This is a genomic window from Chitinophaga sp., from assembly GCF_039596155.1.
Taxonomy (GTDB): Bacteria; Bacteroidota; Bacteroidia; order Chitinophagales; family Chitinophagaceae; genus Chitinophaga.
The window spans coordinates 20,587-39,998 of sequence record NZ_JBCNKF010000023.1; the positions used below are offsets into that span (position 1 = coordinate 20,587).

Consider the following 19,412-nt stretch of genomic DNA (forward strand, 5'->3'; position numbering starts at 1 on the left):
TTAAGAAGCGCCCCGATATTAATCAGGGCGCTTTTCTTTAAGAAAGGATTGGCGTGATATGCTGGTAACCTTATCAGTCACCTATCGGAATAGGAGTACTAACGCCCACCGCTTCAGCTATTCCAAAGTTGGGTGATCCGTCCGAATTCCACGTCAGCTTTTGTATCCTGGCTGTTCTGCCTCCGTTTGTAGTCGCGGCTACACTGCGCGCATGATATACAAACCAGTTTTCGGTATGCAACACATTGTTTGCGTCCGTATAACTACTGGTAAAAAAGCCATTGTGTCCTGGTCCGTAAACATTGTTCGCATCATTCCTGACAAACACCTGCTTCTTATTTATCCAGTTGGCCGCAACGGTGGGATCACCGCCACTTACTAGCTGTATCTGCGCCAGGCAATAATTATCACTCGTATAACGGCTTGCTGAATATATAACGAATACCGGGCTGCTGGCATCTTTCTGTAGCATGATGGGACCTTCATTCACACCCAGCCCTATTGAACTGGGCTCATATTTCTCCCAGGTATTGGTAGGCGATGATATTGCTACCCTCGCACCGCTAATCGTCCAGGGGTTAGACATCGGAGCCAGATAAATATGTTGTTTATATTTGGTAGCCACACTTTCCCAGCCTGACCATATGAAGTAATTTTTTGTGCCAATGGTCAGCACCGAACCGTCAATAGCCCATTGATCAGTTGAATCAGATATCTTTCCTTTGAATGTCCAGGTTCCGGTTGTAGGGTCGGCATTAGGATTTTCCAACACGAACATGCGGTGATTATCATCGCCTCCTGTATCATCCGCAGCGAAATATATATACCACTTGCCTGACAAGAAATGTAATTCAGGCGCCCAAATATTAGATGAATACGCTGTACCTGCCGGAGGCGTCCAGACGATGGTCTCAGGCATAGCCGCCAGTAGTGATATGGATGGGGTTTTCGTAATGCCTATTTTATTGCCTTTCGTATACAGGAAATAATAATAACCATCCCTTTGTGCTATGAAGGGATCGGGACGACTGGCTGTAACCAAAGGATTCTTAAAATTGAGGTTACGAAATTCAAAGAGATCCTGTGTACCCGTTACACCAATTTTCTGCCTGATTTTTCTGCCGGGTATACTATCTTCAGGATCAACCACCATTTTCATACCTGTTTGCTTGTTGGTCAGTGAAAAAACGTTATTACTGCCGGAATAGGCTATTGCCCATCGTTGCGCATCAGAGCCATCGTCAGTTCCCTGCAGTAATACATCGCCGGAAGTTGCCGATGGCGACTGGAGACATTTATTACTGGTGACATTGACCAGCTTATAATAAGTGGCATCGATTTTTATAAGTTTCCATTTCTGTCCGTTATTGGGGAACCAGTTCCACTGCTGAATTTTTGCACCTTCAGCCGTTGAATTGCCGGTTACTTCAACTACCGGGCCGGCTGGTAATGAAGAAATACCCCTGATGCGATAGATAGCACTATCCTCCAGTGTGCCTAACGGAGGTGCAACACTGATTGTTTTGGGGAGACTCAACTGGGTAATGCTCTCCGATTGCTTTTTGTTACAACCGGCCGTCAGCAATGTGATGACAACAACAGTGCTGGTAAATAGCTCGTTTTTCATAGAGAATTGTGGTTAAGTGATTGGGTTTAGTGCCTTTCAAAATAAACGAATGGATAGTACATAATCTGTTCAACTTTTTGTCGATTTATCTCAACTCATTTACGATAGTCAGCGGAAAGAAACCGGACGGCGATAGCACAGGTTATTTTGCAAATAAAGGCATTCCCCTGCTGAGCCAGGGTCCAAATTTTTATCTGAACAGGATAGGATATTTGATCTCATATAGTTATATTTGACTCCGGCATTATGAGATTTCCACGTTATAATATTTTGCTGATCTTACTGTTATTGTTCACAATTTCTTCCTGTTTTAGCCAATATTATTTTAAGCATTACCAGGTGGATGATGGACTGGTACACAATGCGGTAACTACTATCATTCAGGACCGTACGGGTTTGATCTGGGTTGGCACCCGTGGTGGTATCAACCGTTTTGACGGCTACTATTTTAAGGCGTATAAAAACAATAATGATCAATTCGGTAGCCTGGGCAACGATGCCATAAACTGTATTGCTGAGGATAAAAAAGGAATGATCTGGATAGCCACCGGCAAAGGGCTTTTTAAATACAACCCGTTCACAGAAGTGCTCACTGAGCTTGAAACTGATCCAAAAGAATATACCAACAATCTTGTCATTGATAAGGACAATAACCTCTGGTTCCTTATTAAATTCTCACTCTACAAATACATTCAGGCAGAGAATAAGGTCGTGAACCTGAAAATAAAGGCGTCCTGCATTGCGCTGGACTCAAATATGAATTTGTGGATGGGCGACGATGATGGTAACATTCATATGTACGATCCAAATGAAAAGCCCGGTACCAGGGTAAGGATCGTAGATAAAAATCTGCCTGCAAATGCTCGATCTATCAGCAAGATATACCCTGTTCCTAATAAGGAACTATTGATAGGTTGCTTTAAACAGGGATTAAAAAGTTATGATACTAAAACCGGTATCATCAAATCATTATCACTCGATACCGATAAGAACAAAGATATTTTTGTAAGAGACATTGCGGTAGATCATGATGGGCAATATTGGATCGCTACCGAGTTAGGGATTTACATTTATAACTTAGCCACCGACAAAAGCACCTGCCTGAGAAAAAGAGCCGGCGATCCTTATTCGCTGGCTGACAACGCTGTTTACGCTATATACCGGGACAACGAGGGAGGCATGTGGGCCGGTACTTTCTTTGGTGGGTTAAATTACTATTCGAAGGTCAATGCGCGGTTTGAAAAATATTATCCATTACCAGGCGCTAATTCGATTTCAGGCAATGCGGTCAGGGAGATCTGTGCTGATAGCAGCGGCCACCTATGGGTTGGTACCGAAGATGCAGGGATCAACAAACTGGATCTAAAAACAGGCATATTTACAAGCTATACTGATACGGGGAAAAAAGGAAGCCTCTCCTATTCCAATATTCATGGGCTGCTTCCCTGGGGTAATGAGCTATTTATCGGCCCTTTTTTACAGGGCATGGAAATCATGGATATGCACACCGGTTTAATTACAGATCGTTTTAAACTGATCAGTGACAGCAAGGGCCGGATAAGTGATTTTGTTATTTCATTCCACCGTACAAGGAACAATAAACTACTCGTCGGCACTGCCTACCGTAATGCGGGGCTATTTGAGTATGACAGGCAACACAAAACATTCAAACGCATCAACGAGATACCATACAACACTTACATCTTCGATATATTTGAAGACTCGAAAGGAAATATCTGGACAGGCAGTGTAAAGGAGGGAGCATTCTATTATAATCCTACAACCGGCCAGCACGGTAATATACGCTTCAGCGATACGACAAAGGGCCATACTATCAATGAATTCCCCGTGTATAAAATCTTTGAAGACAGTGAACATACTTTATGGTTCGCCACCACTGGCTGTGGACTGATCAAATTAAGCCCTGACGGGAAAAGCATCCGTAGATATACTACCGCCAACGGACTACCCAGCAATGTAATATATAGCATCCTGGAAGACGATTCAAAGCATTTGTGGATCAGTTCGTCCAAGGGTCTTATTTCATTCGACCTCCATTCTGAACAGGTAAAAGTGTACACTAAAGCCAACGGATTGATCACGGACCAGTTCAATTACAACTCGGCATACAAACATAGCGATGGTAAAATGTATTTCGGCTCCGTTAAAGGTATGATAGCCTTTGATCCGGCGCAATTTAATCAGCAGGAGCCCAGCCCTCCTACCTATATTACAGGATTCCAGATCAATAATATTGAAACGATACCTGGTGGGTATAACAGTCCCCTTTCCAAATCTATCTTATACACGGACACTATTATATTGAAATATGATCAGAATAATTTTAGTATTGAGTTTGCCGCGTTGAACTATTCATCACCTGAAGCTACGCGCTATAAATATTTAATGAAGGGCATTGATCAGCCCTGGACTTATCTCACGACTAACCGGAAAGCCTATTTTACGGATCTGAGTCACGGCACCTATGAGTTTGTTGTTCACGCTGAAAGCAATACCGGAAGCTGGGCGAGCGAAGAAAGACGCCTGGTCATCAAAATCCTGCCTCCATTCTGGAAAAGCAGGCTTGCTTACATTGTATACCTCCTACTCTCAGGCACGGTTATCATCCTTTTGGCCCGGTTATATCGCCGATACCTTGAGCGTAAAAACCTGCGTAAGCTGCAATTGTTTGAACACGAAAAAGAAAAGGAAATATACCAGGCGAAAATCGAATTCTTTACAGGTATCACACATGAAATACAAACACCACTTACGCTGATAGCCGGGCCAATAGAATGGTTGCTCAAGAAATTCAGTCAGGATCCTGCTATTAAGAACAGCCTCTCTATAGCGGAGAGAAACACGAGGCGACTGACAGAACTGACCAATCAATTACTGGATTTCAGGAAAACGGAGGTAAGTCAGTTCAGTCTGAATTTTGTGAAAACCGATATCATTGCACTGATCAGTGATCTGCTGACGAGCTTTACAGAACAAGCCGCGAGGAACAAAATTGAGCTGGAGGTAGTAGTACCGGAAAAACACTTTATAGCCTTTGTAGACAGAGAAGCCTTCGTTAAAATCTGCAGCAACATCCTGTCTAATGCCGTTAAATATGCAGCCAGCAGGGCCACGATTAACATACACCCTGTAAACGACACTGATGAATATTTTATCATCAGGTTTCACAACGATGGCAAAGGGATACCCGAAGAATTCAGAGAGGAGATCTTTAAGCCCTTTGTAAGGGTACGAGGTAATGACAAGCCGGGAACCGGTATCGGTCTGTCACTGGCCAAATCGCTCACTGAGTTGCATAATGGATCGTTGCGATTGATTTCCGGCGAAGCTGATCTGGTTATTTTTGAACTACAACTGCCCATACATCAAAAGTTTGAATTTCAATTAAGCAGTTGGAAAAAGATAAAATAGTATGACTGAAAGTATTCTTATTATTGATGATAATGAAGATATCCTGGAATTCCTGTCCGTAGTTTTGAGAGATGCTTATACTTTGCATCTTGCTGCCGATGGAGAAATCGCACAAAACATTTTAGACAAAGAGATCATTCACCTCATCATATCTGATATTATGATGCCTGGTATTGATGGGTTTGAGTTGTGCAAGCTCATCAAATCCAATGTGGAATACTGTCATATTCCCATTATTCTATTGACATCCAAGAATACCTATAAAGCGCACATAGAAGGGCTGGAAGTAGGTGCAGATGCTTATATCCAAAAGCCATTCTCGACAGAATTGCTGCAGATACAGATTGCTAACCTGCTCAAAAACCGCCGTAAGATAAAAGAACATTTTGCCAGTTCACCTTTTGAAGATGTAAGGATAATGGCGCATTCCAAAACCGATTATGCCTTTCTAAAGAAACTGGACGAATATATCAGCAATAATATTAAAGATCCTAATATTGATATTGATATGCTCGCCGGGCACATGTTCATGAGCCGAACAACACTGTATCGAAAAATCAAGTCCTTATCCTCACTATCTCCAAAAGAATTAATTGACCTTACGCGTCTTAAGAAAGCGGCAAATTTAATTGCCTGCAATGAATTTTCGTTGTACGAAATTTCGAAGATGGTCGGTTATAGCTCGCAAAGCCTTTTCAGCCGTAATTTTCTGAAATATTTCAAAATGTCGCCGAATGAATATGCGAATTCATTGCCAAGGGAGTAAGCAGGCAAGTCCTGCTTAATTTTTATCTTCATCATTTACAGCATCTTCCCACTTCGTCCACATTTCTATTCCAGAAGCATACCCGTTATAGCCGGGATTCTGGCTTAGCTTCCCATAGAGGTTTGCATCGATCGCTGATTGAGGAATCGGCCAATAGATGTTATGAGGTGCCATTGTATATGATCTGCCCTTTACAGTCACTTTGTTTTTGTTATAGTAATTACTGTAGTGCTGTATGCGCTGATACCAGTAACTATTGTCAGAGAGGGTCGCTGCATTGTAAGTATTTCCCCATTCATCACTTTTACCACTCAGGGCCAGACTGTAGGATATGCGACTTAACTCCATGTGCCGCCATTCTTCCATCCATAGTTCACGGCCACGTTCATTGACAATATCGCCGATAGTGACGGTCGCGTATAACTGCCGGCATTGTGCTCTCTGTCTTACAACATTTACATCCTTGGTGGCGGCGCCTATATTTCCTTTATAAAATTCCGCTTCAGCACGAAGGAGATATGTCTCCGCCAGACGATAGCAATACCAGTCTGCCGCCCCCCCCCTATTATTATTACTTGCAGCATTTCCTATATGATCAGGGTCGTTTACGAAGACTTTGTAATGCGGCCAATCGAACCAGTTACGTACTGTATCTGAGCACAAAATTTTACTGCCCTCGTAAAGTCGCAGGTTTTTACCGAAATACGCGGCATCAGAAGGATCATTATATTTCAGCGAGTCCATTCTTGCCCAGTTTCCCACCCTGCTGTTGTGCCGGAGATCGGCAGTATCATTGATCCCATTCACATACCAAAGATCCTCTGTTGCAAACCAGGTAGGCCGGATCATAGCTATACCGCGTCCAACAGCTGAGTTAAAATCAAGATTAGCCCGGTAGGATTTACTTGATGATGCGTAGCATTGCATAAATTTTCCAGCGGGTGAAACCAGGGTAGATATATTCCACATTGGCCCCCAGTTACGCATAGTGCGCATTTTTATGGCAGCATCTGTATTATCACGGTTGGGCATTGCAAGTATGGCTTCTTTATTTGCTATAATGCATTTGTTTACCGGGCGGTGCAGATCCCATATGACGTTCCTGGTAATATGCCAGGTAGCTTCCAGCGGGCTTTCGAAGGTACCAAATGGTGCTGTCATTAATGAATAACCTGAATTATTGATCAACGTATCGGCCTGTGCGATTGCTTTATCCCATTGGCCTGTGGCGAGGTAGCATTTGATCAGCAGCTGACGGCAGGCACCTTTATTGATCATTCCTATATGAGACATGCCGGACTGCTCCGGTACCCATTGCACGGCAGCTTCCATATCGTTGGTAATCATTTCTAAGATCGCTTCCCGACTGGTGCTTTTATAGTTCTGCTTGGGCGTAGAGGGAATCTGGGTGATTAAGGGCACATTGTTAAACTGAAAACACAAGGCAAGGTAACGAAAGGATCTGTGGAAGTAGGCCTTGCCGATGTAGTCATGTTTTGTTGCCTCATCCAAACCGGGTACTTTATCGATAAACGTGGTGATTGTATTGGCATACTTAATACCATTATAGGTTTCTCCCCAGAAAAAACTCATCATGTTCACATCGTTCGTGTACATGCCATCGGTAGGTGTAAGGCGTGTTGCCACATCTGCAAAGATACTTCCGTCATCTGTTTTTGCCGATACGGCCATGTCTGACAACATATACTCGGTATTTATGGGAACTGAAATATCCCTTGTTGTAATGTAGCTCCAATAGCTACGCAAATGTTTGTCGCACATCGCTATTGCAGCATCAAGGCCTGATTTGGTAGAAAAGGTTTTTTCCGGCTCATAAAAAGATAATGGATCCGGATCAAGGTATTTCTTATTACAGGCAGTAATGATCACTATGAAGAAAACGATTATTATATAGTAATTTTTCATGGGTAAATTTTAGAAGGTGAGGTTTAATCCAAGTGTATAGATACGTGGAGCAACGTCTCCGGTTTCTATATCCCAATAGTCCCAGTTCTTATCTTTTTTCCAGACGGCCACATTGCGCACTGTAGCGTATATTCTCAGGTTGTCGATCTTTGCCGGGGTAAGTAGTCTGTGTGGCATAGCAAAGCCAATAGTAAGGTTATCCAACCTGATAAAAGATCGATCGAATAGCCTGTTTGGGGCCGCTACTCCGGAAGGACCTCTGGCATCCAGGCGTCCGAAGAAATCACTGGGATTGTCAAGGGTCCAGTATTTCTTATAATAGGTATTGGCATTATAGGTAACCTGGGAAACACTATTGTCCTGGTTCAGGTAAGCAGTGCTCAGGCTCTTATTGCCCCAGTAAGAATAGATATTGAACGAGAGATTGAAATTTTTCCAGGTAAAATCATTTCGCAATGACCACATAACGGGTGCGGTTGTCTGGCCAATGAATTCCTTATCGCTATTATTATACACCGCTGTCGTAGTACCATCAGTATTTTTAGTATCATCTGCTGTATAATTATTTGCAACTTTAGGATCGCCGGGTCTTTGGCCGTACCTGGCAGCTTCTGCTGCTTCATTCACCTGCCATATTCCTGTTACACGGTAGTTCCAGATGGCGCTGATAGGTTGTCCGATAAACCATCCATTTGATATATCATCGGATTCTTTTGAGGAGACAACATTTCCATTCGCATCTAACACATCTTCGTAGCGGTAATACAGGTGCTTCACGGTGTTTTTGTATTTCGAAAATCCGAAGGTGGTATTCCAGCTAAAGTCGGGTGTTTTTATATTTTGAGTATTGACGGATATTTCAAAACCTTTATTTTGTACTTCTCCTAAATTGGTGGTGATATTGGTAAATCCTGAAAAATCAGGTAGCGACTGACTCATGATCATATTTGTTGTGGGCATGAAATAATAATCAAGCGTAGTACTAATCCTGTTGTTCAGGAAGGCGAGGTCTAGTCCTGCATTGTATGCGGTTGTTTTTTCCCAACGCAAATGTGGGTTTGCCATACGATCGATCCTTAGATAATAGTATTGGACATAATTGCCGTTGACATCGACGTATCCTTGTGTCGTTGCACCATTAGCCAGATTGGCAAGTGCGATATAGGGGTTGGCAAGTGACCTGTTCCCGTTCTGTCCATAGGACAAGCGCAGCTTACCATTATTCAATGGGGTCCACTTAAAGAAACTTTCATTCGTAAATGTCCATGCAATGGCTGTTGAGAAAAAAGTCGCCCGAGGATTGGAAGTGCCAAATGCAGAGTAGCCGTCACGACGCACGGAGGCGGTCACCATATAACGATCATCGTATGCGTAGAACAAGCGTGCAAGCATACCGTCAGCTGTTTCGTGAGAGTCGTCGGTGTTAAAACTGCTGTTAAGCGGATCACCGGTAGATGTTTCATGGAATCCCAATGCATCACTCGGCAGGATATTGCGGGCATTGATCACATCACTCCAATAGTGCCTGTCTTCTGCTTCCTGCACCAGGGTTATATTGACAGTATGCTTTTGTGCAATTGTCTTTTCCCAGCTGAGAGTATTATTCAAAGACCAGTCAAAACGTTTGCTCCAGTTGCGGTCTACACCATGATTAATGGCCAGCCAGTCGGGGTGCTCTGACGATTCAAAGTAGCGGTTATAATACCATTGATACCTGGGGGAAACATTGAAAGAGTATTTGATATTAAAAGGCAGTTTCACTTTGGCGGAGAAAATTGTATTTAGTACAGTATAGCCTCTTTCAAGTTTCATATACTGTTTATTGAAATCAAAATTATATCCTTTGTTTGCAGTCATCTCATCTCCCATGGGGTGTACTTCCAGGTTTCCGTCCTCATCTTTGTAAGCTGCAAAAGGGCTGTTGTTAATGATCTGTGATCCCCAGTTCACGGCAATATTTCCATCAGACCGGTCCTGGAAATTCACATTGGCACTGATATCCAGCCAGTCGGCGACCTGGCCATCCACTTTCAGGTTGGAACGTACCGCCCTGTAATTGTCACCAGCCACCACTCCCTGGTTAGACAACATACCGGCAGATAAATAGTAATTAATTTTGTCACTGGCACCGGATACGCTGAGGTTATAGTCCTGGTTAACGCCGGTGCGGAAACTATGTCTGTACCAATCGAAGGATTTATTCTGCAGATAGTTTTCCAACGTAGTGAATTGGAGACCTAAGCGTTCAGCCCGGATCCGGTCATCGGATGCGCCACTTGTATTTGTTGAATAGGCTCTCCATTGGTCGATAGTGATCCCATATTTATTGAGCATTTTGTCGGTGGGCATTTCATAATATCCCAGTTTACCTGCGGTGGCAGTTTCTGATATATATGGTTCATAGCTGCCTGTAGTGGTGTTGATGCCATAAGTACCGGCAGTATACCAGTCTTCGCGGTATTGCATATATCCTTCGGGCCCAAACACCTTCCTGTTTGCAGCCATTTTAGAAAGCCCGAGGTTGGTTGTCAGGTTAATAACAGGCTTACCTTTTTTGCCCTTTTTTGTGGTGATGATCAGTACACCGTTAGCGGATTTGGCGCCATAAATCGCAGCTGCAGAAGCATCTTTAAGGATGTCAATCTGATCAATATCATCAGGATTTATTTCAGACAATTCTCCGTAAAAGATCATACCGTCCAGTATGAGCAAAGGATCATTATGTCCTCCATCAGTATACACGGAGCGCTGTCCACGAATACGTATGGTACCTCCTCCTTTTGCAGAAGGATCGAAACCTACGCTTACTCCGGGTGTACCGCGAATGACGTCCTGGACTGTTTTCGGATTCTCATCTGCAATTTTATTGGGGCGAATGGAGGATATTGCCCCGGTAAGATCTTTTTTCTTCATGGTTCCATAACCAATCACGACTACATTATTTAAGTCGTTGGTAGCTGGTTGCATGATGATGGTAAGGGGTTTTCCAGCTGGTATTACTTCTTTGGTGATATAGCTGACGTGTGAGGCTCTCAGTGGCACTCCTTTGGCGGCCTGAATACTGAAGTTTCCGGACGCATCTGAGTTGGCAATCACGGTAGTTCCTTTGACTGCGATTGTAACGCCGGCAATTCCATTTCCCAGTGAGTCAGTGACGCGGCCTGTTATTACCTGATTTTGTGCAGCGGCATAAATGGGAAACAGTAAAAATAATAACGCAGGCAGTAAGTACCGCTTATACAAAGGAGAGCTTGTTTTTGTATAGTTTTGCTCCATAATCATCGGTCAATTTATTATTAGGTTGATTTTGGCAAATAGTACCCCGGAGCTATCTGTTGATGGCTCATCATGTGTGGAATTTTTTCTTCAAGCTATCAGGAGATAATACTTTAGGCCTGTCATAAGTGGAATATTCATCAGCGCGAACCCTGCAAGTGTTATCTTGAATTTTCTGTTAGTATTTATTTGATCCCTAATCTCTTTTTCTGATCTACGTGGTTGATATACTATTGCGAAGTAATCATTCTTTTTCTGTTTGGATTGTTCAACTTTTTGTCGAATCATTCCAAAGTAAGGTAACCGTTGGTGGGATTGTCCAGCGCCACCAACGGTATTGCAGTTATTTTCCCAGGAGTGCAGTTGCGCACCACAGGTAAGGGGCTTGTCCATGGAGGTCACCCGCATTGCGGGGGCGGTCATGATAATATTGTTTATCATTCTTTTTACCGGTACCAATACAAACTTCTGTTACATTATTGCGTTCATCAATGTGGGCAACCATTGCCTGCCATGCTTTCAGGGCTGCGGGCGCATATGCAGCTGCATCTAACCAGCCTTGCTGAACTCCTATTATAAATGCATAGGTAAACATTGCGGTGCCGGATGTTTCAGGCCAGAAATCGGCCTGATCGATCAGCTGGTTCCACATGCCATCCGGCCTTTGATATTCTTTCAGGCTTTTCATCATAGCGAGATAGCCTTCCATGATCCGTGGGCGGTCTTTGTGGTCTCTAGGCAGGTTGCGAAGCAGATCTGGCATGCCAACAGCCATCCAGCCGGCACCTCTTGCCCAGATGTAGAGAACATCAGGGGCGTGATAGAAAAGGCCGTTCGGGCGCTGTAATTTATCCAGGTAGAGGACCATTTCTTTTGCTGCCCTGTCGATGTACTTGCGGTCGCCGGTCACTTTGTAGGCTTCGTTCTGTACTACGGTGATCATGTACATATCGTCGATCCACAGGCGGGTTTGCCATGAATAACCATTGTCTGCCCAGGATTTCTCTTCCGGTTTTGCATTGTCAGGCAGTTCCCATTGGGAATCGGCGTAGGCAAGACCTATTTTTTTATAGCGTTCGTCTTTGGTGATCTGGTAGAGTTTAAGTGCCACGCTGCCGAACATATTGTAGTCAACATGATATTTAGGAGGCAGGAGTGGCTTTTCGCGGGTAAAGAACGGTTCAAATTTGTCTTGTAAGAGTTTGATCAGTTTTGGGTCTTTGGTTTTTACAGCATAATCCAAAGCCCCATTCCAGGTGCAGACTTCGGCATAGTGGATGTATTGGCCGGCATAGAGTTCGTGCCTGCCGTCGACGAAATGGTAGGCTAATCGTTTGCCTATATCATTAGGGCTGGACCCATTAGGAAATTTGGTAAAGGGGTTTTGCTGGGCGAATGTAAATTGGAAAGATAAAATTGTTAGTAAGAAAAGAAATAACTTTCGCATAACGTTTTATAAATTTTAGTTCTTGTTTATTCCCGATCAGGTGTTCGCATATTGCGACATCATTTTTACTGCACCGAGGCAGGAGTTATGCGAAGAAATAGAATATTTTTAACAGGTTTTGTTCAGTTTTTTGTCGATTCAGGTCAAAAATCAGGGTGGTGTTCTGCGTTTCCTTGCTATACCTGGTCTGCTTTTCGTTTCACAATTTCCTTCCAATAGCGGCAAAAATTTACCTTTCGCTTTAAAAGCACCAATCTGTTTTCTTTAACTACAAATTCAGTTACACCAAAATGATCTGTACTTTCGGGATTGTAATCCCAGGTATAACCCAAGCCGGTAAATGGATAATTATAGAAAAGGGCTACATCATCGTAAGACCCTTTTGTAAAAGTCAGATAGTATTTAAAGTACTGCGGATCGGGGTAATGTCCTGATAAAGAAACTTTCATCGCAGAATCAAAAGCTGGCCTGAACAAGTCTTCCTTCCTTACCCAAAATTCATAAAAGGTGTTATTTTCTGAGTTCGGCTTTAGCCCTAATAATTGCAATATTCTGTATCTCTTTAGAGAATCATTCAATTTTAACAGATCGTGAGTTGCTGCAAAATGCTCCAGATCATTCCGCGTAGTAAGAAATAAAGTATTCTTAAATAATTCACCCCCAGATTTATATATCGCTACCTTATCACTAAAATGCCTGACTGATACATCTTTTTCAAAAGTACTTTTTAATAGAGCTACCATTAATACATACGGCTCCCCATCAATGGTTGTATCATCTTTTATATCTTCAATTCTGGTCAACCTATCTGCGGTACGATTAAACTTTTCCGCCACGTTTTTTATCGCCAGCGCCTGGGCAATACTGTCCACATTAACCAGCTTCATATCAGCGTCCACCTTTCCCATCCAACATTGCCGAAGATACCAGGCTCTTATCTGACAAGGTTCTCCTGAAAGAATATTATTTGCTGACGCCTCATCCAATGCATGTATATATAACAACGAATCCACCTGTTGGCCACAAACACTAATAGAAATAAACAAAGAAGCAATGAATACGATAATCTTCATAGGTCATAATTTTAAAGGTTCAATAGTTAAAAGATCAATCAGTTTCGTACCGAACTTGCTGGCGGTTTTAAAAACGCGATTCCCTGCGAAAAAACATCATTAATAATGATTTACTACTATCGAAATTAAAACTTCTGACAATGATAGAAAACACCAACTACCTGGTATTTATTTCCCTGAAAAGGGAATAATATCTTTTGAAATTTTATCATCGGTAAGTTATAGTGTTGGAGATTATCTGGCAGAGATTCATCTGGACATATGGGGATCTCTAAGCAGAACTGATTGGGAGGAGGAATATTGTCACGGACTTTGGATATCTGAACGCCATTTTAAAGTAGCCCTATTTGTGCTTATCTACCTAAGAAAGGAAGAATAATACCGGATAGTATTTCTGCTTTACCCATCAGGCTAACATGGCTGCTATTCGGAATTATTGCCAGTTGTGATTTGGGTAGTCCTGCGAAATCTCCTATTATACCTCCACCTAGCAGTTGATAAGTACTGGCGGTGTATTCTAAGTCGACTCCGTCATTATCGCCCATGATCATTAACACAGGTGATGAGAGATGTTTGATATTATCATCTCCTAAATCAAAATCCTGACCTGCAAATTTGACCATTTTTGTAATGAATGCTGCCCAGTGAGCAGGATCGGGTGCTACCGAATCGTAGGCTTGTTTCATTGGTGTATTGGCAAACAGTTCCGGCGTTATTCCATTAATAGCTTCCCGTACCTGTGGCTGCCAGCCAGTCCTTTTGTATACACCCGAAATGATCACCAGCTTCCCTACCAGCTGTGGATATGCAATTGCTAGTTGATAACATACGGGAGCGCCGAAACTGTACCCGATTACATCCGCCTGTTTAATATTAAGATATTTCAGCAATCCAGCTACATCGTCTGCCAATGCTTTGTAGGAATAAGGGCGGTCAATATCGGCGGTATGGCCGTGCCCCTGCATTTCCAGGGCAATTACTTTGTGGGTTTTAGATAATTCCGGTATGAGCTGGCCCCAATTGGTACCAATGGTCATAAAGCTGCCATGGAGCAGTACAATCGGAGCACCCTCACCATAGGATTCATAATAGATTTTTAATCCATTAACGGGTGCGTATCCGGATGTTGTAGGTTTTTGCTGTGCTAAGGATCCTGTCATAATGAAAATTATCAATGATAATGAGAGTATGGTGTTTTTCATTTTCTGTATTTTACTGGTACAAACGTACATTGTTCTCTCAAAATCCAGGAGGGGTAATTACGACAATTGAGGGGGGGATTTGGAACATAGGAATACCAAACCTTTAAAATTTAGTAAAGGAAATCAAGCGATCTTACAAGTATGCGGGGAAAAGCGTCCTGGTACGCTGTCAAACCTATTCGGGGGGCTGGATCACTATCAGTTATCAGGCCATTAAAGTAGTGATGGTTAATCCTATAAAGAGCTTAAAAGTGAATAACATACATTCAATTTTAGCATAGGTGAGTATTTTCCTTCACTTTTCTGAAACTGATTCAGCAAAAATAAAAATTTAACCGACGGCGCTTCAATTACTTTGAAGCACCCTCAATTTTTTATTCAATCAGCTCCGGGAACTTAAATTAAACAAGTTGATTGGGTGTTAGTCCATTTTCTGCACAACCGGACAGCGAACTGAATACAGGATTTTTCCCCTTTTTCAGGTATGCAAATTATTATTTCACGCTATCAAAGTAATTTAGTGGAAGAAAGCAACCAGCAATTAACATGTTCAACTAAAAAAATAACCAATGGAATTCAAAGTAGTCCCTTTTATGGCACAAATAACAAGAAATGACACTTCGTCAACTGTGGCAAAACAAATGCAAATCATCATCGACAATTATGCTAATCAAGGATGGGAATATACACGTATGGATTCAGTAGAAACCCATATAGCTGCAGATCAGGGATGTTTTGGAGTAGGAGCTAAACCATCTTTTGTAACAACTTATACTGTACTCGTATTTAAAAAGTAATCTATGAAATGGATGTTTATTTTTCTCATACATATCTACTGGCTCATTCCCAAAAAATGGCGAAGGCATTGTATTTTTAAACATACCTGTTCAAACTATGTTTACCAAACGACGAAAGAACAGGGATTCCTTAAAGGAATTAAAGCCCTTAAACAACGCATGAAGCAATGTACACCTTATTATGCTGTATATATTATGCATGACCAGGAAGAATGGGTTATCTTACAGGATAGTGAAGTAATAGCCAGAAAGTTTACAAACGTATAATCGGCAACGGGCAGATTGACACAAGTCATACGATCAATTATGGCTGGTTAGATTACCTCAGACACTTACGTCAATTCCAAAGTCCCAATGTATCCGTTATGCATAAAAATACACATGCGGGCACTTTTCACAGGTCATCGAAAATCAGCAAATATATTTAATGTCTACATCTTCCTAGGTACGCAAATTGAGATTAGTAGATTTTTTAAGATGACAAGAGTTCCGGAATCAATAAATTCCGGAACATATAATTTACTCACAGGATTGCGCCATAATCAACATTCTATGAATGATCTGCATTAATCTCAAAACAATCACTTTTCCTTTCTAAATGCAAAAACAGATAATACACACCCCAGGGCAGCCATCAATCCAAATATCATAAAACTCTCATTCAACCCTATAGTTATAATAAGACTAAATACCAGGCTACCCAGGCCATAACCCATAAACATAACAAACGCAAATAACCCAATTGCCACTCCCTTCTGATTAGAAAGCGTAGTAATAATTGCCGCAAAAAGAGGATGTGTCATATCAAAGCCAAGCGACAAAGTAGCGATCAAAATACAGGAGAAAAATATTGAATAATTCATGCCCAGCAAAAATGCTGAAAGCGCCCCCACAAAAATACCTATTGGAATAATCCTGTTACGACCATAATTATCTGCCAGCTTGCCCAGAAAAGGACCTAATAGAAGCCCCGGAATGCCATATCCCAACAACGCCAATCCTACCCCTTTTTCGCTTAAATGATAGTTGCTGAAAAAGAAGTATCCGGTCCACGCAAATACCCCGCTATGGAACATTGAATTAAAGAGTACAAACATATAAGTTCGCCAGCCTCTTGGCAACAGGAGAATTTTTTTATACGAAATGAGTGTATTCTTCAATCCGAAAGGCTTCTCATTTTTCTCCTGGACAAATTTTTTATAATTTATCAGTAGAATCGCCAAAATAAACAAGCCTATTGTCGCCACAATCCAGAACAACATCTTCCATCCCACATAGGCCGTCAACAAAGCACCTGAACTGGAACCGAATGCCGTACCCCCAGCCATAAAACCAAAAAAAACGCCTAATGCATGCCCTCTTTTTTCGTAGGGAAACTGATCTCCAATCCAGCCAATCGTCGTAGGTGCCACCCCGCCGGCTATTAACCCTGTCAGTAATCTAAGAATAATCATTTGATTGATCGTATTTGCAAAACCTGTACAAGCGGTGATCACTATAAAGCCGGTAATAGAAAATATAATCACCGGAAACCTGCCATATTTGTCCGACAGAGGAGCATATATTAAAGTAGAAAAACCATAACTCAGTAAATAAGCAGGTTCAATAAAGCTCACATACCTGACAGACACATGGAAAAGTGAAGACAGTTGAGGTAAAATAGGGGCAACCATAAACCCCTGAAAGAAAACTATAAAAGTACCTAATGATAAAATCACGACAAGAGACAATGAAGGAGAGGTATTGCTCAAAGTGGCAAAGGTATTTCGGATTGCTTTATCTGCATTCATCTAAATAAACAATTTAACCGCACAAAGGAAATAAAGAAACTCATAGCACGACCGATACAGCAGCTGAATGTTTTACTGGTACAGTTGAAGTGCCCTATTCAAAATAGCTTATTCAAAAAGCCGGAAGTATGTTGCCTGTGTTTCCGGTCATAGCAAAACTGCCATGCAATTCCCTGATCAGGGCAACGAGCGTATTTTTATCATATCCATATATTTCATGGAGCTGCTGCTGTGTACCCTGGGTAGCGAATGTATCCGGCAATCCCAGCCGCTTTAAGACTGAAGAATATCCATGATCAACCATAAACTCCATTACACCGCTACCCACACCACCGGCAATACACCCGTCCTCTATGGTAATTACGATAGCAAATTTTTGAAATACAGCATGTAATAGCTTTTCATCAAGTGGCTTAAAGAACCGCAGGTCATAATGTGCTACTTCTATTTGTTCAGCAGCCAGTTCCTCATACGCTTCTTTCACATATTGTCCGACGGGGCCAAGAGACAGCACGGCTATGTTATTGCCGTCTTTAATCCTTCTTCCCCTCCCTATTTCCAATTTTCGAAAGACACCATTACTGTCGTTGTCTATTCCGGTTCCTTTAGGATAACGAATTGCAAAAGGACCTTTCTCCTGTTTGTCCTGTGCAGTATAAAGAAGATTTCTAAAGTCTTCAAGGTCCATTGGCGAAGCTCCGATGATATTGGGTATACACCGAAGAAAAGAGATATCAAAAGCACCGTGGTGTGTCGGTCCATCAGCCCCAACTACCCCTGCCCGGTCAATGCAGAATATAACATTTAACTTTTGTAAGGCAACGTCATGAATAACCTGATCATAAGCACGTTGTAAAAAAGTGGAGTAGATAGTACAGAATGGTATTAACCCATCAGCAGCGAGGCCTGCCGAAAAAGTGACAGCATGTTGCTCTGTAATACCTACATCAAAAACACGATCAGCCATCTCCTGCTTCATCGCCGTGAGGGCACTTCCCGAAAGCATGGCCGGTGTTATTGCTATTATACGTTTATTTTTCCGGGCGAGCGTAGTGAGTGTCTTTCCAAATACTTCCTGAAAAGTATTCATCTTATTACCCGGTGCATCTTTACATCTCACACCGGTCAATTTGTCAAACTTTCCGGTTGCATGCCAGCTTGGTGTATCTATCATCGCATGCTGAAAACCTTTTCCTTTCACAGTTACGCAATGTAACAATTTAGGTCCGGGTATGTGTTTGATTTTTTCTAACAAACCTGTTAGCTTTTCAATATCGTGCCCGTCTACCGGACCGAAGTACCGAATATTCAGCGCCTCAAAAAGATTACTATAGCTTAAAAAGCTGGTCTTTATGATTTTCTCCAATTGCCTGATCCTGGCAAATGGCCATTTGTCCTGTTGTTTCATAAGAGACAATAAATTTTTGATGTGTAATTTCAGTGCATTGTACTTCTTACCTGTAGTCAATTCCGTAAGGTAATTTTGAAGCGCGCCTGTGTTCGCATCAATCGACATATTGTTGTCGTTTAATATTATCAGCATATTGGCCTGTTCGAATCCGGCATTATTTAGCCCTTCAAATGCCAGCCCGGCGGTTATTGCACCATCACCAATGACAGCGATATGCTGGCGTTCATTCTCATTACGATACCTCGCCGCACAGGCCATACCCAATATAGCTGAAATGGAAGTGGAAGAATGGCCGGTTCCAAACGCATCAAACACACTTTCTTCTATGCATGGGAAACCACTGATTCCTCCCTGTTTTCTATTGGTATGGAAAAGGGGCCTTCTTCCGGTGATAAGTTTATGTGGATATGCCTGGTGTCCAACATCCCAGATAAGTTTATCTACCGGTGTATTGAATACATAATGCAGTGCTACGGTAAGTTCTACCACCCCCAGACTTGAACTGAAATGCCCCCCGTTCAATGAGATCTGGTCGATAAGATAAGCTCTCAGTTCTTCACAAAAACCCGGTAAAGACGATAGCGGAAGACGCCGTAAATCACCGGGGGTATTGATATTATAAGCCAAAGCCATTTCGTTAATTTTCTCAAAAGTAAATGCATTAA

At 42.2% G+C, this 19,412-nt stretch carries 12 protein-coding genes; 4 read left to right on the plus strand and 8 right to left on the minus strand.

Translation table 11 applies throughout. From position 1 onward, the window contains the following. Positions 1 to 73: 73 nt before the first annotated feature. On the minus strand, positions 74 to 1,627 hold the full coding sequence (locus ABDW33_RS21075) for a family 43 glycosylhydrolase (protein ID WP_343692076.1): 1,554 nt from the start codon (positions 1,625 to 1,627) through the stop codon (positions 74 to 76). 246 nt (positions 1,628 to 1,873) lie between these two features. Between ABDW33_RS21075 and ABDW33_RS21080 the strand changes: the two genes are divergently transcribed. Together ABDW33_RS21080 and ABDW33_RS21085 are read left to right on the plus strand one after the other, a co-directional pair. Then, on the plus strand, positions 1,874 to 5,059 hold the full coding sequence (locus tag ABDW33_RS21080; protein ID WP_343692077.1) for a two-component regulator propeller domain-containing protein: 3,186 nt from the start codon (positions 1,874 to 1,876) through the stop codon (positions 5,057 to 5,059). Position 5,060: 1 nt separating this feature from the next. Continuing rightward, complete coding sequence (locus ABDW33_RS21085) at positions 5,061 to 5,825, plus strand: response regulator (protein ID WP_343692078.1); 765 nt, start codon at positions 5,061 to 5,063, stop codon at positions 5,823 to 5,825. Positions 5,826 to 5,840: 15 nt separating this feature from the next. On the opposite strand, the gene ABDW33_RS21090 is transcribed toward ABDW33_RS21085, so the two are convergent. The 5 genes from ABDW33_RS21090 to ABDW33_RS21110 all read right to left on the minus strand — a co-directional run bounded on the left by ABDW33_RS21090 (position 5,841) and on the right by ABDW33_RS21110 (position 14,707). Further along, positions 5,841 to 7,751, minus strand: coding sequence for a RagB/SusD family nutrient uptake outer membrane protein (locus tag ABDW33_RS21090; RefSeq protein WP_343692079.1), 1,911 nt, complete (start codon positions 7,749 to 7,751; stop codon positions 5,841 to 5,843). 9 nt (positions 7,752 to 7,760) lie between these two features. Further along, positions 7,761 to 11,027 carry a SusC/RagA family TonB-linked outer membrane protein gene (locus tag ABDW33_RS21095; RefSeq protein WP_343692080.1) on the minus strand — a complete coding sequence of 1,089 codons (3,267 nt, stop codon included), beginning with the start codon at positions 11,025 to 11,027 and terminating at the stop codon, positions 7,761 to 7,763. Positions 11,028 to 11,370: 343 nt separating this feature from the next. Next, the gene (locus ABDW33_RS21100; protein ID WP_343692081.1) at positions 11,371 to 12,474 is read right to left on the minus strand and encodes a glycoside hydrolase family 88 protein; all 1,104 of its coding nucleotides are present in this window, start codon (positions 12,472 to 12,474) and stop codon (positions 11,371 to 11,373) included. A gap of 176 nt (positions 12,475 to 12,650) precedes the next feature. Next, a complete protein-coding gene (locus ABDW33_RS21105; protein ID WP_343692082.1) occupies positions 12,651 to 13,547 on the minus strand; it encodes a hypothetical protein in 897 nt (298 codons plus the stop codon). A 353-nt stretch (positions 13,548 to 13,900) separates the two neighbouring features. Further along, a complete protein-coding gene (locus ABDW33_RS21110) occupies positions 13,901 to 14,707 on the minus strand; it encodes an alpha/beta hydrolase (protein WP_343692083.1) in 807 nt (268 codons plus the stop codon). A 611-nt stretch (positions 14,708 to 15,318) separates the two neighbouring features. Here ABDW33_RS21110 and ABDW33_RS21115 point away from each other — a divergent pair. Both ABDW33_RS21115 and yidD read left to right on the plus strand, forming a co-directional pair. Continuing rightward, positions 15,319 to 15,546 carry a hypothetical protein gene (locus ABDW33_RS21115; RefSeq protein ID WP_343692084.1) on the plus strand — a complete coding sequence of 76 codons (228 nt, stop codon included), beginning with the start codon at positions 15,319 to 15,321 and terminating at the stop codon, positions 15,544 to 15,546. A gap of 3 nt (positions 15,547 to 15,549) precedes the next feature. Further along, on the plus strand, positions 15,550 to 15,813 hold the full coding sequence (gene yidD, locus ABDW33_RS21120; protein ID WP_343692085.1) for a membrane protein insertion efficiency factor YidD: 264 nt from the start codon (positions 15,550 to 15,552) through the stop codon (positions 15,811 to 15,813). A 314-nt stretch (positions 15,814 to 16,127) separates the two neighbouring features. On the opposite strand, the gene ABDW33_RS21125 is transcribed toward yidD, so the two are convergent. Next, entirely contained in the window at positions 16,128 to 17,336 is a 1,209-nt protein-coding gene (locus ABDW33_RS21125; RefSeq protein WP_343692086.1) for an MFS transporter, read from the minus strand. 112 nt (positions 17,337 to 17,448) lie between these two features. Beyond that, complete coding sequence (dxs, locus tag ABDW33_RS21130; protein WP_343692087.1) at positions 17,449 to 19,380, minus strand: 1-deoxy-D-xylulose-5-phosphate synthase; 1,932 nt, start codon at positions 19,378 to 19,380, stop codon at positions 17,449 to 17,451. Positions 19,381 to 19,412: the final 32 nt, after the last annotated feature.